At 65.0% G+C, this 23,283-nt stretch carries 19 protein-coding genes; 16 read left to right on the top strand and 3 right to left on the bottom strand.

What is annotated here, in order from left to right:
* Window positions 1–18: 18 nt before the first annotated feature.
* From nadD to lipB, 10 genes are all read left to right on the top strand, one after another.
* Window positions 19–696: a nicotinate-nucleotide adenylyltransferase gene (nadD, locus tag ACZ46Y_RS09080; protein WP_311953408.1), complete on the top strand. Its 678-nt coding sequence runs from the start codon at window positions 19–21 to the stop codon at window positions 694–696.
* A gap of 100 nt (window positions 697–796) precedes the next feature.
* Entirely contained in the window at window positions 797–1,180 is a 384-nt protein-coding gene (gene rsfS / locus ACZ46Y_RS09075; RefSeq protein WP_311953405.1) for a ribosome silencing factor, read from the top strand.
* Window positions 1,177–1,644 carry a 23S rRNA (pseudouridine(1915)-N(3))-methyltransferase RlmH gene (rlmH, locus tag ACZ46Y_RS09070; RefSeq protein WP_311953402.1) on the top strand — a complete coding sequence of 156 codons (468 nt, stop codon included), beginning with the start codon at window positions 1,177–1,179 and terminating at the stop codon, window positions 1,642–1,644. Before rsfS ends, rlmH begins: the two co-directional genes overlap by 4 nt.
* A gap of 93 nt (window positions 1,645–1,737) precedes the next feature.
* Window positions 1,738–3,603 (top strand): penicillin-binding protein 2, encoded by a 1,866-nt coding sequence (gene mrdA, locus ACZ46Y_RS09065; RefSeq protein ID WP_311953400.1) that lies wholly within the window; start codon window positions 1,738–1,740, stop codon window positions 3,601–3,603.
* A gap of 2 nt (window positions 3,604–3,605) precedes the next feature.
* Window positions 3,606–4,766 carry a rod shape-determining protein RodA gene (gene rodA / locus ACZ46Y_RS09060; RefSeq protein WP_311953397.1) on the top strand — a complete coding sequence of 387 codons (1,161 nt, stop codon included), beginning with the start codon at window positions 3,606–3,608 and terminating at the stop codon, window positions 4,764–4,766.
* 56 nt (window positions 4,767–4,822) lie between these two features.
* Window positions 4,823–5,887, top strand: a complete 1,065-nt coding sequence (gene mltB / locus ACZ46Y_RS09055) for a lytic murein transglycosylase B (RefSeq protein WP_311953394.1) — start codon at window positions 4,823–4,825, stop codon at window positions 5,885–5,887.
* Window positions 5,884–6,903, top strand: coding sequence for a septal ring lytic transglycosylase RlpA family protein (locus ACZ46Y_RS09050; protein WP_311953392.1), 1,020 nt, complete (start codon window positions 5,884–5,886; stop codon window positions 6,901–6,903). Before mltB ends, ACZ46Y_RS09050 begins: the two co-directional genes overlap by 4 nt.
* A 72-nt stretch (window positions 6,904–6,975) precedes the next feature.
* Window positions 6,976–8,220, top strand: coding sequence for a D-alanyl-D-alanine carboxypeptidase family protein (locus ACZ46Y_RS09045; protein WP_311953389.1), 1,245 nt, complete (start codon window positions 6,976–6,978; stop codon window positions 8,218–8,220).
* Between the two features lie 55 nt (window positions 8,221–8,275).
* Window positions 8,276–8,587, top strand: coding sequence for an HP0495 family protein (locus tag ACZ46Y_RS09040; RefSeq protein ID WP_311953386.1), 312 nt, complete (start codon window positions 8,276–8,278; stop codon window positions 8,585–8,587).
* A gap of 1 nt (window position 8,588) precedes the next feature.
* Entirely contained in the window at window positions 8,589–9,272 is a 684-nt protein-coding gene (gene lipB, locus ACZ46Y_RS09035; RefSeq protein ID WP_311953384.1) for a lipoyl(octanoyl) transferase LipB, read from the top strand.
* 129 nt (window positions 9,273–9,401) lie between these two features.
* Here lipB and lipA read toward each other — a convergent pair whose 3' ends face one another.
* Window positions 9,402–10,469, bottom strand: a complete 1,068-nt coding sequence (gene lipA / locus ACZ46Y_RS09030) for a lipoyl synthase (RefSeq protein WP_311953382.1) — start codon at window positions 10,467–10,469, stop codon at window positions 9,402–9,404.
* Window positions 10,470–10,753: 284 nt separating this feature from the next.
* On the opposite strand from lipA, the gene topA reads away from it, so the two are divergent.
* From topA to ACZ46Y_RS09010, 4 genes are all read left to right on the top strand, one after another.
* On the top strand, window positions 10,754–13,384 hold the full coding sequence (gene topA / locus ACZ46Y_RS09025) for a type I DNA topoisomerase (RefSeq protein WP_311953380.1): 2,631 nt from the start codon (window positions 10,754–10,756) through the stop codon (window positions 13,382–13,384).
* 138 nt (window positions 13,385–13,522) lie between these two features.
* Window positions 13,523–13,987: a 2-hydroxyacyl-CoA dehydratase gene (locus ACZ46Y_RS09020; protein ID WP_311953377.1), complete on the top strand. Its 465-nt coding sequence runs from the start codon at window positions 13,523–13,525 to the stop codon at window positions 13,985–13,987.
* A 49-nt stretch (window positions 13,988–14,036) separates the two neighbouring features.
* Entirely contained in the window at window positions 14,037–14,669 is a 633-nt protein-coding gene (locus tag ACZ46Y_RS09015; protein WP_311953374.1) for a L,D-transpeptidase family protein, read from the top strand.
* A 220-nt stretch (window positions 14,670–14,889) separates the two neighbouring features.
* Window positions 14,890–15,153, top strand: a complete 264-nt coding sequence (locus ACZ46Y_RS09010; protein WP_311882243.1) for an Lpp/OprI family alanine-zipper lipoprotein — start codon at window positions 14,890–14,892, stop codon at window positions 15,151–15,153.
* A 120-nt stretch (window positions 15,154–15,273) separates the two neighbouring features.
* Here the strand turns inward: ACZ46Y_RS09010 and ACZ46Y_RS09005 are convergent, their stop codons facing one another.
* On the bottom strand, window positions 15,274–16,497 hold the full coding sequence (locus tag ACZ46Y_RS09005; RefSeq protein WP_311953371.1) for a L,D-transpeptidase family protein: 1,224 nt from the start codon (window positions 16,495–16,497) through the stop codon (window positions 15,274–15,276).
* A gap of 18 nt (window positions 16,498–16,515) precedes the next feature.
* Window positions 16,516–19,965, bottom strand: coding sequence for a transcription-repair coupling factor (mfd, locus tag ACZ46Y_RS09000; RefSeq protein WP_311953368.1), 3,450 nt, complete (start codon window positions 19,963–19,965; stop codon window positions 16,516–16,518).
* Window positions 19,966–20,190: 225 nt separating this feature from the next.
* Between mfd and ACZ46Y_RS08995 the strand changes: the two genes are divergently transcribed.
* Both ACZ46Y_RS08995 and ACZ46Y_RS08990 read left to right on the top strand, forming a co-directional pair.
* A complete protein-coding gene (locus tag ACZ46Y_RS08995; RefSeq protein WP_311953365.1) occupies window positions 20,191–21,654 on the top strand; it encodes a glyceraldehyde-3-phosphate dehydrogenase in 1,464 nt (487 codons plus the stop codon).
* A gap of 275 nt (window positions 21,655–21,929) precedes the next feature.
* Complete coding sequence (locus ACZ46Y_RS08990) at window positions 21,930–23,282, top strand: Na(+)-translocating NADH-quinone reductase subunit A (protein WP_311953363.1); 1,353 nt, start codon at window positions 21,930–21,932, stop codon at window positions 23,280–23,282.
* Window position 23,283 lies beyond the last annotated feature (1 nt).

Raw genomic sequence — 23,283 nt, 5'->3', positions numbered from 1 at the left:
ACGCCAATGAGTGCCGGCATGTCTGAGGCGGCCGACCGCGCTACCAGCGCCGGCGAGGCACCGCGCATCGGCATGCTCGGCGGCACCTTCGACCCGGTGCACCTGGGCCATTTGCGCAGCGCCGTGGAGCTTCACGAGGCGCTGGCGCTTGACCGCCTGCACATGATTCCCGCCCCTCAGCCGCCGCTTCGCGGGCGCCCCCAGGTCGCGGCCGAAGAGCGCCTGGCGCTGCTTGAGGCGGGCATCGGCGATACGCCCGGGCTTTACGCCGACGACCGCGAGCTTTCGCGCACGGGGCCCTCCTACAGCGCTGACACCTTGGCGGAGCTGCGTGACGAGTATGGAGCGTCCGCGCGTCTCGTCATGGCGCTGGGGGAGGACGCCTTTTCCCGGCTGGCCGACTGGCACGCCCCCGAGCGCCTTTTCGAGCTGGCGCACATCGTGGTGATGGCCCGGCCGGGGCACGCCCTTAAGCCGTCTGCCCGGCTTGAGGAACTCATCGGCCATCGCGAGGTCGCAGACGCGCAGGCCCTGATGCGCTCGCCCCGGGGCGGGCTTTTGCGCCTGACGCTGCCGTCGCGCATGGCCATTTCCGCCACCGCCATACGCAACCGCCTGCAGCAGGGGCAAAGCGTGCGCTATCTTTTGCCCGCGGCCGTCGAGCGCGCCGCCGTGGCCCGGCGGCTATACCGCTAGAGCGCTCGCCGAGCGGCAGAATAGCGCTGGCAGTCACGCCTAAAGCCGTTACAATGGCCGGCTTTGACACGGTTTCCAACGGAGTTGGCAGTTACCCCTCATGCACATTGATACCTTAAAGCAGCTGGCGCTTGACGCGCTGGAAGAACTCAAGGCCCGGGATATCAGCACGATCGACGTGGCCGAACTGACCGACGTCACCGACGTCATGATGGTGGCCAGCGCCACCTCGACGCGCCACGTCTCGGCGCTGGCGCAGCACGTGGTGGAAAAAGCCAAGGCCGGCGGGCTTGCGCCGCGCGGGGTAGAAGGCGGCAGCAACGCCGACTGGGTGCTGGTGGATCTGGGCGACGTGGTGGTACACGTCATGCTGCCCGAGGCCCGGGAGCTTTATGACCTGGAGCGCCTGTGGGCCGACCTGCCCGCCGAAGGCGGCGTCGAACAGCTGCGCGAGCGGATGGAAGAGCAGGCCGGTCGGCAATGAAGCTGCGCCTGCTGGCGGTGGGCACGCGGATGCCCGGCTGGGTGGAAGAGGGCGTTGCCACCTACCGTAAGCGTCTGCCCCGGGACTTCGCCCTGGAAGTGGAAGAAATCGCCCCGGCTCGGCGCGGCAAGAACACCCCGGCCGACAGGGCTCGGGAGCAGGAGGCTCGGCGCATAGGCGAGCGCCTGAAAGGCGACGAGCACCTGGTGGCGCTGGAAGTCACGGGCAAGCCCTGGACCACTCGTCAGCTTTCCCGGCAGGCCGAGGACTGGCGCATGCAGGGGCGCGACGTAGCGCTGCTGGTGGGCGGCCCCGACGGCCTTGACCCGGCGCTCTCTGCTCGGGCCCAAAGCGCCTGGTCGCTGTCGCCGCTGACCCTGCCGCACCCGCTGGTGCGGGTGATCCTTGCCGAACAGCTGTACCGCGCCTGGACGTTAATGGTCGGTCATCCGTACCACCGCTGAGACCGTGCTGCCGGCGCGTTCACGGCCCGATCCACCGTAATAGCCGGGAGTCCGCGCGATTGTTTTGCCTTCATGTAACCGTTAGCCGCTGCCATGCCACCGCGCCTTGATACGCTGAAAAATACCGAGCAGGAGCTGCGGATCTTTCGCCGGCGGGCGCTGCTGGCACTGGTGGTGGTGATCGCGCTGACCTCGCTGCTGGTCGGCCGGCTGGTCTACTTGCAGGTCGTCGAGCACGACAAGTACAGCACCCGCTCGGAGAGCAACCGCGTGCGCGTGGAGCCGCTGCCGCCGACCCGGGGACTGGTGTACGACCGCAACGGCGTGCTGCTGGCCGAAAACCGCCCGACCTATAACCTGACCATGGTGCGCGAGCGGGTCGACGATCTGGACCGGACCCTCGAGCGGCTGGTCACGCTGCTGGAGCTTTCCGACGACGACGTCGAGGCGTTCAAGAAGCGCTCGCGCCAGCGCCAGCGGCCCTTTCAGCCGGCGCTGTTGATGAGCGATCTGACCCAGGAGCAGATCGCCCGGCTGGCGGTCAACCGCCACCGGTTGCCCGGCGTGGAAGTCGAGGCCCAGCTGCTGCGCTACTACCCTCATGCCCACATCATGTCCCACGCGCTTGGCTACGTCGGGCGGATCAACGCCGAAGAGCTCAAGAACCTGGATACCGGGCGCTATGCCGGCACGCACTTTATCGGCAAGACCGGCATCGAGCGATTTTACGAACAGCAGCTGCACGGCCAGGCGGGGCTGCGCAAGGTGGAAACCAACGCCCGAGGCCGGGTGCTGCGCGAGCTGGGCCGCCAGGACCCGGTGCCGGGGAAAAACCTCACGCTGACCCTGGATACGGGCATGCAGCAGCTGGCGTTCGACCTGCTGGACGGCCGGCGCGGCTCGATCGTTGCTATCCAGCCCGACAGCGGCGACATCCTGGCGCTGGCATCAACGCCCGGATTTGACAGCAACCGCTTTGTGACCGGGATCGACGTTGCCTCCTACCAGGCGCTGCAGCAGGACATCGACCTGCCGCTGTTTAACCGCGCGATTCGCGGGCGCTACCCCACGGGATCGACGATCAAGCCCTTTGTCGCCGTTGCCGGGCTGCGCGAAGGCGTAATCACGCCGAACAAGACCATCAACGATCCGGGCTATTTTAAGCTGCCCAACGACTCGCGCCGCTACCGTAACTGGCTGCGCTGGGGGCACGGCCGGGTCGACATGGAGCGCTCGCTGGCGGTGTCCAACAACACGTACTATTACTCGCTGGCCCACGATCTGGGCATCGACAGGCTCGAGCGCCAGCTGGGAGCGTTCGGCATGGGGCAGCGCGTAGGCCACGACGTCCAGGGTGAAAGCAGCGGCCTTTTGCCGTCCCGGGAGTGGAAACGCGAGCGCTACAACCAGTCCTGGTACCCCGGCGAGACGCTCTCGGTGGGCATCGGCCAGGGCTACTTGCAGCTGACCCCACTGCAGCTCGCTACGGCCACGGCCACGCTTGCCAACAAAGGCGACTGGGTGAAACCGCACCTGGCGAGCAAGGTCGGCGACGAGCCGCTGCCCGACGAGCTCCCCGGCACGCCCGACGACATTGACCTGCCCAACCCGAGCGGCTGGGACACGGTGTTCAGCGGCATGGAAAAAGTCCTCAGCGGCCACGAGGGCACCGCCCGGCGTACCGGCAAGGGGCTTGAGTACCGCATGGCGGGCAAGTCGGGGACGGCCCAGGTGTTTTCGCTGGGCCGGGACGAACGCTATAACGCCGAGGAGCTGGCCGAGCGACTGCGCGACCACGCGCTGTTCATTGCCTTTGCCCCGGTCGAGGATCCCCAGATCGCCGTGGCGGTCATCGTCGAAAATGCCGGCGGCGGCAGTACCCACGCCGCCCACCTGGCCCGGGCGATGACCGATGCCTGGCTGCTCGATGAGGGCCACATGCCCAGCGAGGACGATTAGCCATGCCCTGGACGACGCTTTCACGCTTGCTCAACCGCTACCCCGTTCGCCCGCCGGACAGCGGCATGTCCCGGCGCAAGAGCCTGTGGCAAAATCTGCACCTGGACCCCTGGCTGCTCGTCCTGCTGCTGGCGCTGGTGGGCGCCGGGCTCCTGGTGCTGTACAGCGCCTCGGGCCGGCACGCCGACATGGTCGCCGGGCAGGCCCTGCGCTTTGTCGTGGCGTTTGCCGTCATGGCGGTGCTGGCGCAGTTTCCGCCCGCCACCTTTTATCGCTGGGCGCCGTTGGCCTACGGGCTGGGCGTGGTGATGCTGATTGCGGTGGAGCTAGTGGGGGATATCGGCATGGGCGCCCAGCGCTGGCTGGAAATCCCCGGCGTCGTGCGCTTTCAGCCCTCGGAAATGATGAAGCTTGCCACCCCGCTGATGGTGGCGGCCTACTTAAGCCGCACCGGCCTTCCGCCGCGCCTGCCCCACCTGTTCGTCGCCGCCGTATTGATCGGCCTGCCGGTGGTGCTCATCGCCATGCAGCCGGACCTGGGCACGTCGCTGCTGGTTACCAGCGCGGCGCTGATCGTGGTGCTGCTGGCGGGGCTTTCCTGGCGGCTGATTGGCTTTTTCCTGCTGCTGGCCGGGGCCGCGCTGCCGCTTTTATGGATCAATCTGCAAAACTACCAGCGCCAGCGGGTGCTGACGTTTTTGAACCCCGAAAGCGATCCGCTGGGGTCCGGCTGGAACATCATCCAGTCGACCACGGCCATCGGCAGCGGCGGCCTTAAGGGCAAGGGCTGGTTTGAGGGCACCCAGTCGCAGCTGGAGTTTCTGCCCGAGCGCCACACCGACTTTATCGTCGCCGTGCTGGGCGAAGAGTTCGGCCTGGTAGGGATGACCGCGCTGCTGGCGCTGTATTTTGTCATTGTGTGCCGGGGGCTGTGGCTGGCCGCCGCCGTTCAGGATACCTTCGGCCGGCTGGTGGCCGGCAGCGTCATCCTGACGTTTTTCATTTACGTGTTCGTCAACGTCGGCATGGTCAGCGGCATTCTGCCCGTGGTGGGGGTGCCGCTACCGCTGATCAGCTACGGCGGCACCTCGAGCGTGACCCTGCTGGCGGGGTTCGGTATTCTCATGTCGGTCCATGCCCACCGGCGGCTGCTGCCGCGCTGACCGGCCCGGGACATAGCGACGCTATCGCCACAATCCGCCGTTTTCAGGAGATAACCATGTGGAAGACAGCCTCCCGGCCGCGGTGGCTCATGCCGGCCCTGCTGGCGCTTGGCCTGCTGGGGGCGGCATCTACTGCCGCCGCCGCCCCGGACTTTGATCCGGAAAAGACCGGCTCCGACGCCGCGGCGCTGGTGGACGAGCTCAGCGACGAGGGCCTGCCCCGGGACTTTCTCGTAAAGGCGCTGGCCAAGGCCAATGCCAGCGAAGAGGTGCTGGACGCCATGTCCGGCGCCGTCGAGCGGCATCTGGAGTGGCCCGAGTACCGAGCGATATTTTTCACCGCCGAGCGCATCGAGCAGGGGGCTCGGTTCATGGAGCGCCACCGCGAAGCGCTGGAGCGGGCTCAGGCAACCTACGGCGTGCCGCCGGAAGTTATCACCGCCATCATCGGCGTTGAAACCTACTACGGGCGCCACAAGGGCGAGCACCGGGTGCTGGATTCGCTGGCCACGCTGGCGTTTGAGCACCCCGAGCGCGGCGACTTCTTTCGCGGTGAGCTGGCGGCGTTTCTGCGCCTGGCCTACGAGCAGGACATGGACCCGCAAAGCCTGCTCGGCTCCTACGCCGGCGCCATGGGCTACCCGCAGTTTATCCCCACCAGCTATGACGCCTACGCCATCGACTTTGACGACGACGGTCAGCGCGATCTCTGGCATAACCCGGCAGATGCCATCGGCAGCGTCGCCAACTACTTTGCCGAGCACGGCTGGCGCCGGGGCGAAGCCGTCTACCAGCCGGCGCTGGGGCCAGAGGCGCCCCCCGAGGGCCTGGCATTGAATCAGACGTCGCGCCCGGAAACCACGCTTGGCGAGGCCGTTGCGGCCGGCGTCTACCCGTTGGGGCGTACGCTTGAAAGCCTGGCCGATAACGCCCAGGCGCCGGTCGTGCCGCTGCGCCTGGCCGCCGAGGAGGGGTCGGCCACGTACCGGCTGGGTGGATACAATTTCTACGTGATCACGCGCTATAACCACAGTCACCTTTACGCCATGGCAGTGGCCGAGCTTGCCCGGGCCATTGCCGCTGACGCCCAGTCATCCCATCAGGACGAGGACCCGGCATGAGATCACGCTTTGCCGTACTACGCTTCGCCGTATGGCCCGCGGCCGTGCCCCCCAGGCTTCTTGTGTGCGCCGGTATTGCCTGTGCGCTGCTGACGCTTGCCGGCTGCGCCGGCCAGAGCTCGCGCTCCGCATCGGACGAGGCCGGCAAAAGCGCGGCGGCCGCTGCCGACAAGAGCGCCAAGGCCGATAGCGGCGGGCGCTACGCCATGAGCGCCGACGCCTACCCGCTGGACCCGCCGGACGTCTCCGACGTTCCCGATGCCGTGCCGCGCGTCGAGCCGCGCTCCCAGGTGGGTAACCGCTCAAGCTACACGGTGTGGGGTAAAAACTATCGGGTGCTGCCCGATGCCCGGGGCTACAGCAAAACCGGTACCGCCTCCTGGTACGGCAAGAAATTTCACGGCTACGCCACGTCCAGCGGCGAGATCTACGACATGTACCGGATGAGCGCGGCCCACCGCTCGCTGCCGCTGCCGACGTTTGCCCGAGTAACGCGGGAGGGGGCGGACAAGTCCGTGATCGTGCGGGTCAACGACCGCGGGCCGTTTCACAGTGAGCGCGTCATCGACCTGTCTTACGCGGCGGCCTCAAGGCTTGGGATCACCGATGACGGCACCGGAAGGGTCAGGGTAGAGGCCATCGACCCCAAACAGTGGCTCGCGCAGCAAGGAAAGGCCGCGCCCGAGGCAGCAGCGAATAAGGCAACGGCGAAAAAGGCGTCGAGCCAGCCAGCGCCGGCCAAACGGTCGCCGGCAAGGCAGGCCCAGGCCGATAGTGCCGGGCCGGCGGCCGCGGGGAGCGGCGCCTACTGGCAGGTGGCGGCGCTGGAAAGCCGCCCGGGGGCGCAAAAGCTCAAGCGCCGCCTGGAAGGCGAGCTTGGGGAGGACGTACGCATTGCCCGGGGCGACGGTATTTACCGGGTCCAGGTTGGGCCGGTCACCGCCGGGAACGATGAGAGCGCGCTTCGCGATGCGCTGCGCCGGGCGGGCTTTCCCCGGGCGTTTATCGTGCGATAATGCGCCCCGGACGCAAGCGGCGTATAGTGCGCGCCTTGCCGTTATTGAATGTTTCAAAAGAGAAATCATGTGATGAAAGCGTTGTTCGCAGACTCTTCTTCCGCCGCCCCCTCCGGGCGCCTGGTGCGCCGCCTGCGGGCGGCGGCGCTTGGCCTGGTGGCGGCGGCTGTGGTGACCCTGGCGCCGGTGTCGGCCAGCGCCCAGGCGGTGCCGCAACCGCAGACCCTCATTCCCGCCGCGCCGCAGCTGGCCGCCAGCTCGTGGATTTTGATGGATGCCAACAGCGGCCATATTCTCGCCCGGCAAAACGCCGACAAGCGTCTGCCGCCGGCGAGCCTGACCAAGCTGATGACCGCGTATCTGGTCGAGCGCGAGCTCAACCAGGGCTCCATCGAGCCCGATGATAAAGTCAACGTCAGCGAAAAGGCCTGGCGTACCGGCGGCTCGAAGATGTTCATCGAAGTGGGCAATCAGGTGCCCGTGGAAAAGCTCCTGCACGGCATCGTCATCGTCTCGGGCAACGACGCAAGCGTTGCCATGGCGGAGCACCTGGCCGGCGGCGAGGCACAGTTCGCCGATCTGATGAACCAGCACGCCTCCCGCCTGGACATGGAGAACACCCATTTCAAAAACGCCACTGGGCTACCGGTGGAAGGGCACTATTCCAGCGCGCATGATCTGGCGCGGCTGACCCGCCACATCGTCAATGACTATCCGGAGCACTATAAAATGTACTCCGAGCGCAGCTTTACCTACGGCGGGATCGAGCAGCCCAACCGCAACCGCCTGCTGTGGCGCGACCCGTCGGCCGACGGGCTGAAGACCGGCTGGACCGACGCCGCCGGGTACTGCCTGGTGTCCTCGGCCAAGCGCGAGGACATGCGCCTGATCGCGGTGGTCATGGGCACCAAGTCGGAAGAGGCCCGGGTTCAGGAAACCCAGAAGCTTTTGAGCTACGGCTTTCGCTTTTATGAAACCAAGCATCTGTACGAGCGCGGCGCGGTGCTGGCCTCGCCCCGGGTCTGGGGCGGCGAGATCGACAAGGTGCGCGTGGGCGTGGACAGCGAAGTCAACATGACCCTGCCGCGCAACCGCAGCGAGGAGCTGCGCGCCCGGCTGAACCTGGAACATGACTTAAGCGCCCCCATTGCCATGGGTGATGAAGTGGGTACGCTCGAGGTGACCCTGGGCGACAAGGTCGTCGGTACGCGCGCCATGGTCGCCCTTGAAGACGTCGAGGAAGGCGGGTTTTTCAAACGCCTGATGGACCAGGTCAAGCGCTTCTTCAGCGGCCTGCTGAGCCGCTTTACCGACTGAGCCTTTGGGGCGGCCCGTCCGCCCGGACGTTCACGATGAGCAAGCAGGGGGAGACATGCAGTCAGGCAGCAACCGGGCGTTTCGCGATATGCGCGAGACCGCGACGCAGAAAGCGCCCGAGATCACGTTTCCGTGTGACTATCCGATCAAGGTGGTCGGCGATGCAGCGGAGGATTTTGCCGCCGCTGTGTGCGCGGTGATCAAGCGCCATGCGCCGGACTTCAACGCCGCCGACATCCGGGTGATCGACAGCCGCAACGGCCGCTTTCAGTCGGTGCGCCTGAGCATTCGGGCCACCGGCGAGGCGCAGCTGAAGGCGCTGTTCGAGGAGCTCAAGGCCACCGGCCGCGTGCATATGGTGGTGTAGCGTGGGCGCTCCGGTGGCGATCGAGCTGCATTGTCTGGGGCGGCGTCCGTACCTGCCCGTGTGGCAGGCGATGCGCGAGCTGACCGAGACCCGGGATGCCCAAGCGGCGGATCAGTTCTGGCTGGTCGAGCACGAGCCGGTGTTTACCCAGGGCCAGGCGGGCAGGCCCGAGCACGTGCTGATGCCCGGGGATATCCCCGTGGTCCAGACCGACCGCGGCGGCCAGGTCACTTACCACGGCCCCGGCCAGGTGGTGCTGTACCCGCTGATCGACGTGCGCCGGGCAGGGCTTGGCGTGCGGGCGCTGGTGACGGCCATGGAAAACGCGGTGATCGACGTGCTGGCAGAATATGCCGTTGCCGCGCGTGCGCGACCCGATGCCCCGGGGGTTTACGTAATCCTCGACAGTGGGGAAGAGGCCAAGATTGCCTCGCTGGGTCTGCGCATCCGTCGCGGATCGAGCTACCACGGCGTGGCGCTGAACGTCGACGGCGACCTGGCGCCGTTCTCGCGCATCAACCCCTGCGGCCATGCCGGCATGCCCATGGCGCGGCTGGCTTCGCTGATCGAGCACAGGGAAGATGTGGAACACGGGGAAAAGATGAGCGTGGAAAGCGTCGGTGAGCAGCTGGCCCGGGCGCTGGCGGCGCGCATCGGACGCGAGCTGGCACCCGTGTGTAAATAACGCCCCGTATCGTTATAACGTCTAGCGCTAACGCATGGCGTCATGGATGAAAAAAGCCGCCGTGGATACGGCGGCTTTTTTGTGCGTGCGTGTTTTGTGAGTGCGAGCTGTGCGTACGTAGCGGGCGGCTTAGCTGACGCTCTGTACCGGAATCAGGTTATCGTCGCCGCCGGTTTCCTGGCCGGGCACCGCGGCGGGAGAGGCAAGCCCCAGGTTGTTTTTCTCGAACACCCGGTCGGCGCGGTAGCTCGAGCGCACCAGCGGGCCGGAGGGCACTTCCATGAAGCCCTTGGCAAGCCCCAGCTGGCGATAGTTCTCGAACTCTTCCGGGGTGACCCAGCGCTCCACCGGCAGGTGGTTTTTCGTCGGGCGCAGGTACTGGCCAAGAGTGACGATGTCCACGCCGATCTCGCGCAGGTCGTCGAACGTCTGCAGGATTTCCTCGTCGGTCTCGCCAAGCCCCAGCATGATGCTGGTCTTGGTGATGGTCTGCGGGCGGTAGCGCTTGGCGTGGGCCAGCACGTCCAGCGTCTTGCGGTAGCCGGCGCGGGGGTCGCGCACCCGGGAGGTCAGGCGCTCGACGGTTTCGACGTTCTGGGCAAATACTTCAAGGCCCGAGTCCACCACCCGCTCGATGGCGGCGGGATCGGCGTCGAAGTCCGGGGTCAGGGCCTCGACCACCACCTCGGGGGTGCGCTCCTTGATCGCGCTGATGCAGCTGGCGTAGTGGCCGGCGCCGCCGTCGTCAAGATCGTCGCGGTCCACCGAGGTCAAAACGATATAGCGCAGCCCCATCAGCTCCACCGAGTTGGCGGTGTTGGCGGGCTCGTCCTTGTCCAGCCAGCCCTGGGGGTTGCCGGTATCCACCGCGCAGAAGCGGCAGGCGCGGGTGCATACCGACCCCATGAGCATGATGGTGGCGGTACCGTTGCTCCAGCACTCGCCCAGGTTGGGGCAGTGGGACTCGGCGCAGACGGTGCTCAGGCCGTGCTTGGCGACGTTTTTCTTCACCGCCTCAAAGCGTTCGCCGCCGGGGATGCGGGCGCGCAGCCACTTGGGCTTGCGCTCGAGCGAGGCATCGGGCTCGGCTTCCACCGCCGCCTTGCGCTGCTTGATCCCGTCCTTGATGACTGACATGCCGCGATCGTTGCGAAATTTTTCGCCGCTTTGCACGCGCTGCAAGGTATCGTTGCTCATGACTGAAAGAGCCTCTACTGTGCGATGACGGGCCATGCCACCGGATCTCGTGGGGCGTCAGCACGTCAATGGATGCGTCGGTAAATACGCCCAATGTAACATGGTTAGCGGCGCGCAGGATATTTCCAGCGGCGAGAGCCCTGGATAGCTCTGGCCGGGCTAGCGCTTCTGTTGGGCGTGGGTTAGGGTAGGCGCATTTTTTCACTCGCGCAAAAAGTGCCAGACAGCGCGATACGCCTGTTCAACTGCCGTTTTTTGTCGGCACAGCATTTAAGTGGAGCACTATGGGCAAGTCACTGGTCATCGTTGAGTCGCCGGCCAAGGCGAAAACGATCAACAAATATCTCGGCCGCGATTTCATCGTCAAGTCGAGCGTGGGTCATATCCGTGACCTGCCGACCAGCGGCTCGAGTAAAACCGCTGTGGACCCCAAGGAGCGGGCGCGTCAGGCGGCGTTGACCCGCAAGATGTCCGCAGAAGAAAAGGCGGCGCATAAAAAGCGCAAGGCGCATACCCAGCTGATTCGGCGCATGGGCATTGATCCGGATAACGGCTGGGAGGCGCATTACGAAACGCTGCCGGGCAAGGAAAAGGTGGTGGCCGAGCTGAAAAAGCTCGCCGCCGACGCCGACGCGGTCTATCTGGCAACGGATTTGGACCGCGAGGGCGAAGCCATTGCCTGGCACCTGCGCGAGGCCATTGGCGGCGACGACGACCGCTACAAGCGCGTGGTGTTCAACGAGATCACCAAAAACGCCATCCAGGACGCGTTCAAGGCCCCCGGCTCGCTGAACATCCCCCGGGTGGAGGCCCAGCAGGCGCGGCGCTTTCTCGACCGCGTGGTGGGCTTCATGCTCTCGCCGCTGCTCTGGGCCAAGGTGGCCCGGGGGCTGTCGGCCGGGCGGGTGCAGTCGGTGGCTATGCGGCTGATCGTCGAGCGCGAGCGCGAAATCCGCGCCTTTATTCCCGAAGAGTTCTGGGACGTTCACGCCGACCTGGTTACGCCCGAGGGCGAGGCCGTGCGCTTTGTGCTGGCGCGCCAGAACGGCCAGGCGTTTCGCCCCACCGCCGAAGCCGAGACCCTCGAGCGCATTGCCGGGCTGAAAGGCGCTGACCTGGCGATTACCGCCCGGGAAGACAAGCCCACGCGCTCAAAGCCCAACGCCCCCTTTATCACCTCGACGCTGCAGCAGGCGGCAAGCGGGCGGCTGGGCTTTTCGGTGAAAAAGACCATGACCATGGCCCAGCGTCTTTACGAGGCGGGCTACATCACCTATATGCGTACCGACTCCACCAATCTGTCCAACGACGCGGTGGAGAGCGCGCGGGGCTTCATCGGCGAGGAATACGGCAAGCGCTACCTGCCGGAAGCGCCCAACCGCTATGCCAGCAAGGAAAGCGCCCAGGAGGCCCACGAGGCCATCCGCCCGTCCAACGTCGAAACCCGGGCGGGCGACCTTGCCAGCATGGAGCGCGACGCCGAGCGCCTTTACGAGCTCATTTGGCGCCAGTTCGTGGCCTGTCAGATGACCCCGGCCGAGTACCTTTCCAGCACCCTGAGCATTGACGTTGACGGCTATGAGCTGCGCGCCAAGGGCCGGGTGCTGAAGTTTGACGGCTATACCCGGGTCATGAAGCCCTCGGGCAAGAATGAGGACCAGCGCCTGCCCGACCTTGCCGAAGGCACGCCGATGACCCTCGACGCCCTGGATCCCCAGCAGCACTTCACCAAGCCGCCGGCGCGCTATACCGAAGCCGCGCTGGTCAAGGAGCTGGAGAAGCAGGGTATCGGCCGGCCGTCGACCTACGCGGCGATTATCTCGACGATCCAGGACCGCGGCTACGTCAAGCTGGAAAACCGCCGCTTCTACGCCGAAAAGCTCGGCGATATCGTCACCGAGCGGCTCAAGGAGTCGTTCCCTGATCTCATGGACTACTCCTTTACCGCGCGCATGGAAGACGGGTTGGACGACGTCGCCGAGGGCGAGCGCAGCTGGCGGGCGCTGCTGGATACCTTCTACCACGAGTTCCGCGACGAGCTGGCCCAGGCCGAAAGCGAAGACGGCATGCGCCCCAACCAGCCGGTGCCCACGGATATCGAGTGCCCCCAGTGCGGGCGCCACATGCAGATCCGTACCGCCTCTACCGGGGTGTTTCTGGGCTGCAGCGGCTATAACCTGCCGCCCAAGGAGCGCTGCAAGACCACCATTGACCTGATCCCCGGCGAAGAGGCCGTCGCCGCCGATGCCGGCGCCGATGCCGAAACCAACGCCCTGCGCGCCAAGCGCCGCTGCCCGCGGTGCGAAACCGCCATGGACAGCTATCTCATCGACGAGACGCGCAAGCTGCATATCTGCGGTAACAGCCCCGACTGCGGCGGCTACGAGATCGAAAGCGGCAAGTTCAAGATCAAGGGCTACGACGGGCCGGTCATCGAGTGCGACAAGTGCGGTCACGAGATGCAGCTCAAGTCCGGGCGCTTTGGCAAGTACTTCGGCTGCACCAACAGCGAGTGCAAGAACACCCGCAAGCTGCTGCGCAGCGGCGAGGTGGCGCCGCCGAAGATGGACCCGATTCCCATGCCGGAGCTTGCCTGCCAGAAGGTCGACGACCACTATGTGCTCCGCGACGGCGCCAGCGGGCTGTTTCTGGCGGCGAGCAAGTTCCCCAAGAACCGCGAGACGCGCCCGCCTCTGGTCAAGGAGCTCAAGGCCCACGCCGACGAGCTGCCGGAGAAATACCGCTTCATTCTCGACGCGCCCAGCGAAGATCCTGACGGGCGGCCGGCGCAGATTCGCTTTTCGCGCAAGAACAAGGCCCAGTTCGTCATGACCGACGAAAACGGCAAGGCCACGGGGTGGAAAGCCACCTTTGATGAGGGCAAGTGGCAGGTAGAAGACAAACGCAAGAAGTAACGCCCGGGCGGCGCCGGGCACGCTGGCTCCACCGGAGGCCGTGCCAACGTCTTCTGCGGCGTGCAGCGAGCGGTGACCCCGTGGCATGCTGTCAAGGTCACACAGGTGGCGTGACCAAAGCCTAAAAAGGAGAGGTATATGCGCTATAACCAAGTACGCGATCTGATCGCCTGGGCGGCCGACTTTCACGGGCGGATGGCTCGTCAGTTCGGCGACCGGGCCAAGGATGCGGAAAGCGAACGCCTGCAAATAGCGCTGGATTACCTGGCAAGCCAGGAGCTGCGCATGAAATCCGGGCTGGAAGATACCCTGGACGAAGGCTCCGCCCATCAGGAAGTGCTCAACACCTGGTTTGACGACCCGGCCGACTTCCCCCAGCCGCCGGGGCTTGAGCGCCTGACACAGTACGCCACTTATGACAGCATCGAAGCGGCCCTGCAGACCTCGACGGAAGCGCACAACGCGCTGCAGGAGCTTTATGAGTACCGCGCAAAAAAGGCCGTGATTCCTGCCGAGGAAGAGTTCTTCAACTCGCTGGCCGAAGGCCACGAGGCCGAGGTGCGCCGCATTGTCTCGCAGTTTGAGGATTTTAGCGATATTTAGCTGAGGGTACCGGCCCGTCCCGCATTTTTTCCTGACAAGAGTATGCCCTATGCCTCTGGATCGTCGCCGTTTTCTGGCCGGTACCGCAGCCTTTCTGGCCTTTCAGGCCGCCCCGGCCAGCGCCGGTTTCCTGGCCAAAATCGCCTTTATCGATCTGGTCGAACAGCAGCTGGAAGAGGCGATGCATCCGCGCTTTCCCGGCGAGGTCTGGGTGCTGGTAGACGGTCGTAAGCTGTCGCTCGACGTTTATCGCGGTCGCGAGCGTATCGAGCATTTTGCACCGGTATCGCTGGGGCGCGGCGGGGCGGATAACCAGCGCATCAGCGGCGGTAGCGTGACCCCCAGGGGCGAGTTTCGCGTCAACCGTTTCAATTTCGACAGCCGCTGGCACCTGTTCATGGGCGTGGACTACCCGACGCCCGACCACGCGCGTATGGCCCTGCGCACCGGGCTTTATTCCCGCGAGGACTACCAGGCGTATTTCGATCACTACCGCCGCTACGGGACGCCGCCCCAGGATACCGTGCTGGGCGGCGCCATCGGCCTGCACGGGCTGGGAGAGGCCGACCCCGAGGTCCACCGGCGCATGAACTGGACCCAGGGCTGCGTGGCCATGACCGATACCCAAATCGAACAGCTGGAAGAGCTGGTTGGCATTGGCACCCGCATCGTTATTCGCTAAGGTGTTGTTGTCGAAGATTGTTCAAAGTTTCAGTATTTGAACATAGGATGCTAGACAAACGTTGTTGGCTATAATACAACAGCGTTTCGCGTCTGTGCTTCGCGGCATATGTCGCTGCAGTAAACCTGCAAATTGCAGGTGGACAAGCATGCATAAGGGCTTTAGCCTTATGCCTGCCGATTCATTAATGTAGCACCAAGGAAGATTCAAGGAGAACACTATGACTCTGAAGACGACCCTGAAAATGTCTGCCGCTGCCGCTTCTCTGGCTATTCTGGCCGGCTGTGCTTCTACCAGCGCGCTGGAAGAAGTTCGCACCACGGCAGAATCCGCTCAGGCTGATGCCGCTGAAGCGCAGAGCACTGCGTCTCAGGCGATGAACACTGCCAAGCAGGCGCAGCGTGACGCACGTGCCGCACTGCAGATGTCTGAGAAGAACCGTGAAGAAATGAACCGCATGTTTGAGCGCTCCATGCAGAAGTAAGACGCATGGAAACCGCAAGGGGCCGACGTTCTTAAAGGGCCAACGTCCTTTGCGGCTGCTTTTACATAGCACAAAAAACCCTGCCTCGGCAGGGTTTTTTGTTATCTGGACAGCGCGGATTTATTCGCCGTCGTCGTCTTTGTCGGCGGGCTGGGATTTTAGCTGGAGATTTTTCAGCAGGGTAGCGGTGTTGCGGTTTTCATCGCCTTCACGGGAGGCTTCGGCCTGGGGGCCGGAAAGCGCCAGGATGCTGCCGTTGGGCTCTTCAATGGCCTGTTTGACGCGCTTGTAGTCGACCTCGACCCCCTGTTCGCCGGTTTTCGCCTCGATGATTTCCAGGGCGTTGAGCAGCGGCTCGAAATCACCGCTGTTTTCTTCCAGCTGAGGGAAGGACTGCACCAGCAGGCTGCCGTCGCTGTCCAGGCCGGCCTTGAACGGCGCGTCGATGATGTTGACTCGGGTGCTGCCCGGAAGCCGCTTATAAAGCGACTCGATGTCTTCGGGGTACATGCGGATGCAGCCGCGGCTGACACGCATGCCCACGCCTTCGGGGCGGTTGGTGCCGTGGATCAAATAGCTTGGCAGGCCCAGCAGAATGGCGTGGCGGCCCAGGGGGTTGTCCGGGCCTGCGGGCACCACCTTGGGGGCGGGGTCGCCGCGCTCGGCGGCTTCCCGGCGCATGGAGGCCGGCGGCGCCCAGGCCGGATCCTTGACCTTGACCGTGGTTTTGGTCACGCCGACGGGGGTTGCGAATTCATCACGGCCGACGCTGACCGGATAGGTCTCGACGATGTTTGGCTTGTCCGCCGGGTAGTAGTAAAGGCGCAGCTCGGAGAGGTTGATGACAATGCCTTCGCGCTTGACGTCGGGAAGAATATAGCGGCTGGGAAGATTGACTTCGGTTCCCTCGCCGGGCACCCAGAGGCTGACGCCGGGGTTGGCCATGCGCATCTCTTCGTAGCCGATGTTGTGCTGGCGGGCAATGTCGACCAGCGTCTGCTCCTGATCCTTGACGGTGACCGTGTAATGCTTGCCGACCACGTCGCCTTCGTCGGGGATGTGGAACTGCCCCCGGGGCAGGTCGTTGGGGGCGGCAGCCGGCGCTTCGTCGGCGGACGTCTGGTCGGCGCTCGACGCCTTGCTTTTGGCCGTCAGGGCGCGGGCGTTTTCCAGTAGCGTAGAAGCCGACTGGCTGTCGGCCTTGTCGTTCTCGGCGCTCGCCTTTTGGAGCGAGGCCGCCGTGGCGGTGGCGGGCAGGGTCAGGCAGGCGGCGCTGATGGCGGCGGCCAGCAGCGTGACGGCAGGCGTCTTGGTCAAACGTCGATGGGCAGCGTTGGCGCTCATGTCATGTCCTTATACGTCTCAGGGGGCTGGGGGTTTCTGGTTAAGGGTGTGCAGCAGGGCTTCGACCTGTTCAAAGCGTGCCTCCACGCTTTCCATGGGCAGCGTGAAGCGCAGGGTATCAGAGCCGTCCAGGCGGTACTTGTCCGGCGCCTGCTGAATGAGGCTGACCAGCGTCATCGGGTCGACCCGAGTGTCGGCGGCAAAGATGATCCGACCGCGCGTCTCGCCGGCTTCCAGGCGGCTGATGCCCAGCGGCTCGGCGCGCTGGCGCAGCCGGGTCTGGCGGATTAAGTGCTTGAGCGGCGCGGGCAGCAGCCCAAAGCGGTCGATGAGCTCTACCTGAAGCTCCCTGAGCTCGTCGTCGCCCTGGGCGTTGGCAATTCGCTTGTACATGACCAGACGCTGCTGCACGTCGTGGATATAGTCGTCGGGGATCAGCGCCGGAAGGTTCAGGCTGATGTCGACGCCGCTGTCAAACGGCGCCTCGAGGTTGGGTGTTTTGCCGGCGCGAATGGCTTTCACCGCGCGGTCGAGCATTTCCATATAGAGGGTGTAGCCGATGGTTTCCATCTGGCCGCTCTGCTCGTCGCCCAAAAGCTCGCCGGCGCCGCGAATCTCCATGTCGTGGCTGGCAAGCGTGAAGCCCGCCCCCAGGTCGTCCGAGGCGCTGATGGCCTCGAGCCGCTTGACCGCATCCCGGGTCATGGCCTTGGGCGGCGGGGTGAGCAGGTAGGCGTAGGCCTGGTGGTGGCTGCGGCCCACGCGCCCGCGTAGCTGGTGCAGCTGGGCGAGACCGAACTTGTCGGCGCGCTCGATCACAATGGTGTTGGCGCTGGGCACATCGATGCCGCTTTCGATGATGGTCGAGCACACCAGCACGTTGAAGCGGCGGTGGTAGAAGTCCGACATGACCCGCTCCAGGCTGCGCTCGGGGAGCTGGCCGTGGGCCACCGCTACCCGGGCGTCGGGCACCAGTTCGCGGATTTTCTCCGCGGCGGTGTCGATGGTCTTGACTTCGTTGTGAAGGAAATACACCTGGCCGCCGCGCAGTATCTCGCGCAGCAGCGCCTCCTTGATCACGCCGTCGGCGCGCTGCTGGACAAACGTCTTCACCGACAGCCGCCGTGCCGGCGGCGTAGCGATGATCGACAGATCACGAATGCCGCTCATGGCCATGTTGAGCGTGCGCGGAATGGGCGTGGCGGTGAGCGTGAGGATGTCGATTTCGGCGCGCAGGGTCTTGAGCTTTTCCTTCTGCGCGACGCCGAAGCGGTGCTCCTCGTCGATGATCAAAAGCCCCATGTGGGGCAGATCGACGCTTTTCGACAGCAGCTTGTGGGTGCCGATGACGATATCGGTCTGGCCGCTTGTGACTTTCTCCAGCGCCTCAGAGGCGCCTTTGCCGCCGGTGAAGCGCGATAGCAGGCCGAGGGTGACGGCGGTATCGGCAAAGCGGTCGCGAAAGTTTTCAAAGTGCTGGCGGGCGAGCAGGGTGGTGGGCACCAGCACGACCACCTGGCGGCCGGACTGCACGGCGAGAAACGCCGCGCGCATGGCCACCTCGGTCTTGCCGAAGCCGACGTCGCCGCAGATCACCCGGTCCATGGGCTGGGGCGCGGTCAGGTCGTTGACCACGGCGTTAATGGCGGCTTCCTGGTCGGGCGTTTCCTCGAACGGGAAGCTGGCGGCAAAGCGCTGATAGTCGCTGTCCGGGGCGTCGTAAACCACGCCCTGCTGGGCTTCGCGGCGGGCGTAGATGTCGAGCAGCTCGGCGGCGGTGTCGCGGATCTTCTCGGCGGCTTTCTTGCGCGCCTTGTCCCACTGCTCCGAGCCCAGCTTGTGCAGCGGGGCCAGCTCGTCGTCGACGCCGCTGTAGCGCGAGATCAGGTGAAGGTTGTCCACCGGTACGTAAAGCTTGGCGCCGCCGGCGTATTCCAGGGCGAGAAACTCGCTGGCCTGGCCGCCGGCCTCAAGCGCTTCCAGCCCCAGGTAGCGGCCCACCCCGTGGGCCTGGTGCACCACCGGCGCGCCGGCCTTGAGCTCGGACAGGTGGTGGACGGCGAAATCGTCGTCGTCGGTGGCTTTTTCCCGGCGTCGGCTCTGGCGCACGACGTCGCCGAACAGTTCGGTTTCGGTCAGAACCAGAATATCCGGCGCGCCCAGCCACAGGCCGGCATCCACCTGCCCCTCGGTCAGGGCATACGGCGCGTCACCGCTGAGAAAAGCGTTAAAGCCCTCGACGTGGGGCAGCGCCAATGAAAGCGGGGCGAGCAGCTCTTCCAGCGCTTCGCGCCGCCCCCGGGACTCGGCGACAAAGAGGATGCGCGTGTCCGGATGCTGGTCAAGGAAGTGCGCAAGCGCTGCCAGCGGCGTGTGGCTGCGGGCGTTGATGGCGACGTCGGGCAGCGCCAGCGCATCCGGCGCCCGGGCGTGGCGGTGTTCGCCGTCGTCGGTGAGCTCGATGCGCGGGCGCTGCTTGACCGCGGCAAAGATGTCGCTCACCGGCCAGAACGCCCGATGGGGCGGCAGGAGCGGGCGCGTGGGGTCCACGCCGAGGTTGGCGTAGCGCGCCTCGATGGCCTCCCAGTGCTGCTCGGCGGCGTGAAATACGTCGGGGAGCAGGGCCACGCGAGTGTCGTCCGTCAGGTGATCGAACAGCGACGCGGTCTGCTCGAAAAACAGCGGCAGGTACTGCTCGAGCCCGGGGGAGGGAATGGCCTTGAGCGCGTCGTTGTACAGCGGGCACTGGCGCGGGTCGACGTCGAACAGGGTTTCGAACTGCTCGCGAAAACGGGCAATGGCGCTGCGCGACAGCGGGTATTCATGGGCCGGGAGCAGCTCCACCCGCTCCACTTTTTCGCTGGAGCGCTGGGTGCCGGGGTCAAAATAGCGCAGGGTGTCGATTTCGTCGTCGAACAGGTCAATGCGTACGGGCTGCTCCATGCCCATGGCGTAAAGGTCGATCAGCGCGCCGCGAATGGCGTACTCGCCGGGCTCGAAGACGGTTTCCACCGCGCGATAGCCGCCCCGGGTCAGCGACTCGCGCAGCTGCTCGCGGTCCAGGGTGTCGCCGGCGGCCAGGGTCAACACCCTCCCGGCGATGTAGTCCACCGGCGGCAGCCGCTGCATCAGGGTGTTGATCGGCACCAGCACAATGCCGTGCACGCCGTCCTGGAGCCTGCGCAGGGTGCGCAGCCTCGCCGAGACGATATCCTGGTGCGGGGAGAAGCTATCGTAGGGCAGCGTTTCCCAGTCGGGGAAGGGCAGCACCGGCACGTCGCTGTAAAAGGCCAGCGTCTGTTCCAGGCGCTGGGCGCTGGCGGTGCTTGGCGTGATGACCAGCAAGGGGGCCTGCCCGGCTGCCCGGGCCAGCGCCAGGGCAGCGGCGCTGCCCGGCGGCGATGTCCAGAACAGCGTATCGCGGGTGCCCCGGGGAGTTGGCGGTTCGAGCAGTGAAAAAGTCGGCATAGTCGATATCGGTTGGCGAGTTGACGCGGAAAAAAGAAAGCTCCGATCATACACGATCCGCCGGGCGAGCATGGCCACCCGGCGTCGATGATCCGTGTTTCGGGGAGATAACGGGCGCGGTGTAACCGGTTTACAGGCGCTGCGACCATCCTGTGATTGCGATACCCTCGGCAGGTCGGGATAATACCCGCACGAACTTCCTTCTATTACCCAAAGAGGTCGCACGTGAGTCAGCCCATGCTTGATAACGTTTTCCGGGAATGGCAGAGCAGCGAAGCCCTGGCCGAACAGATGATTCCGCTGGTGGGGCGCCTGTACCGCCAAAACAACGTCGTAGCCACCATGTTCGGCCGCTCGCTGATCAAGCAGTCGGTGATCCGTATTTTGAAAGATCACCGCTTCGTGCGCAAAATCGAAGGCACCGAGCTAACCGTGGAAGACACCTTTCCCATCGTCCGGGCGATGAGCGAGCTGAATCTGGGCCCGGCACACGTCGACGTGGGCAAGCTGGCGGTGAACTTCAAGCGCCAGGGCGGCGGCGACGTGGAGGCCTACCTGCGCAAGGAGCTGCACGAAATTGTCGACGCCTACCAGCCGGGCGCAAGCACCGGCGAGCCCCAGGACGTGGTGCTCTACGGCTTTGGCCGGATCGGCCGGCTGTTGACCCGGGTAATGATCGAAAAGGCCGGCGGCGGCAACCTGCTGCGCCTGCGCGCCATTGTGGTGCGCGGCCGCGGCGATGTGGCCAAGGACCTGGAAAAGCGCGCGAGCCTTTTGCGCCGGGACTCTGTGCACGGCCCCTTTGAAGGCACCATCGACGTCGACGCCGAGGCGCGCACGCTGACCGTCAACGGCAACGTCATCCAGATGATCTACGCCGATTCCCCGAGCGACATCGACTACACCGACTACGGCATCAACAACGCGGTGATCGTGGATAACACCGGCATCTGGCGCGACGAGGAAGGCCTGGGCCAGCACCTGGAGTGCAAGGGCGCAGCGAAGGCGATTCTCACCGCGCCGGGCAAGGGCGAGATCAAGAACATCGTCTACGGCATCAACCACGACGACATCCAGGAAGACGATCACATTCTCTCGGCGGCGTCGTGCACCACCAACGCCATTGTGCCGGTGCTCAAGGTGATCAACGACGAGTACGGCGTCACCACCGGCCACGTGGAAACCGTGCACGCCTACACCAACGACCAGAACCTGATCGATAACTACCACAAGGGCGACCGCCGCGGGCGCAGCGCCGCGCTTAACATGGTGCTTACTGAAACCGGCGCGGCCAAGGCCGTAGCCAAGGCGCTGCCCGAGCTTGAAGGTAAGCTTACCGGCAACGCCATCCGCGTGCCCACGCCCAACGTCTCCATGGCGATTCTCAACCTGACCCTGGAAAAGGGCGCTGATGCCGAGTCGCTCAACGACTATCTGCGCGACATGTCGATCCACTCGGCCTACCAGAAGCAGATCGACTTCGTCGACTCCGCCGAAGTGGTCTCGTCGGACTTTGTCGGCAACCGCAAGGCGGGCATTGTGGACGCCAAGGCCACCATCGCCGACGACAACCACGCCGTGATGTATGTGTGGTACGACAACGAGTTCGGCTACAGCTGCCAGGTCATTCGCCTGCTGCAGCACGTGTCCCACGTCAACTTCCTCAAGCTGCCCCACGAAGCCGGCTGATCGCGCCTCCAAGAGCCGCCGTCATGCCTGCGAAAACGCCACCTTCGGGTGGCGTTTTGCGTTGGTCGGAGGGCGGCTAGCGCGGGACCCTACCACCTATGGGAGGCCGGATGGATGTGGTCATTGGCCGCGCTTATCTTTATAATACGGTGGATTTTTGGGGTGGTTCGAGCGCGTCTCGGGCCCGACTGGTAATAACTGAGCGGATACCAAGACATTCGAATATTTTCGAACCCCTTATCTTCGTATATCCGATCCATCAACTGGGCGAGACTATGATCGAAGTCAAGAAAGGCCTGGATCTCCCCATCACGGGGGCGCCGGAACCGCGCATTGACGCGGCGCAGCCGGTGCGACACGTGGCGATCCTGGGACCTGACTATGTCGGCATGAAGCCGACCATGGAGGTACAGGTGGGGGAGAAGGTCAAACTGGGCCAACTGCTCTTCACCGACAAGAAAACGGCGGGGGTTCGTTTTACCGCACCCGCAGCCGGTGAAGTCGTCGCGATCAACCGCGGCGAAAAGCGTCGTTTGCTGTCTGTGGTGATCCAGGTCGACGAGGGAGAAGAGGAAACGGTCTCCTTCACGGCCCACGAGCGCGGCGCGCTTTCCCGCCTGGAGCGCCAGGCGGTGGTCGATCAGCTGGTGGCGTCCGGCCTGTGGACCGCGCTGCGCACGCGCCCCTATTCCCGGACGCCGGCGCTTGACAGCAAGCCCGCCGACATCTTCGTCACCGCCGTGGATACCCAGCCGCTGAGCCCGGATCCGGCGGTGATCGTCAACGAAGCGCCCGAGGCGTTTGAAGACGGCCTCAAGGTGCTTGCCCGCCTGACCGAAGGCAAGGTTTACCTGTGCACCGGCGAGGAAAGCGCGATTCCCGGCGACGACGTGGACGGCGTTACCCGGGAAGCCTTCACCGGGCCGCATCCGGCCGGGCTGGTCGGTACGCACATTCATTACCTGTCGCCCGTTGCCCTGCACCGTAAGGTTTGGCACATCGGCTACCAGGACGTGATCGCCATGGGCCGGCTATTTACCGAAGGCAAGCTTGACGTCAGCCGCGTCATGGCGGTCGCCGGCCCCCGGGCCGAGTCGCCGCGCCTGCTGCGCACCCGTATCGGCGCGAGCACCGATGAGCTTTTGGCCGGTGAGGTCGTCAAGCCCGACGACACCCGCGTCATTTCCGGCGCGGTGTTCTCGGGCTTTGCCGCCGAAGGCAAGCTGAGCTACGCCGGACGGTTTCACAACCAGTTCAGCCTGCTTGAAGAGGGCAACAAGCGTAATTTCATGGGCTGGCTGTCGCCGGGCAGCAACCGCCACTCGGTGATGGGCATCTATCTTTCCAAGCTGACTGGGCTTGACCGCTACGCCCCGACGACGTCGACCAACGGCTCGGAACGTGCCATGGTGCCCGTGGGCGCCTATGAAAAGATCATGCCGCTGGACATCATGTCGACTCAGCTTTTGCGCTCGCTGATCGTGGGTGACATCGAAGCTGCCATGCAGCTTGGGTGTCTGGAGCTGGACGAAGAGGATCTGGCGCTTTGCACGTACGTCTGCCCCGGCAAGTACGAGTATGGCCCCATCCTGCGTGACAATCTCACCATGATCGAGAAAGAGGCCTGAC

It is taken from the genome of Halomonas garicola (genome assembly GCF_055382465.1).
This window is presented reverse-complemented; position numbering and strand designations above follow the sequence as displayed.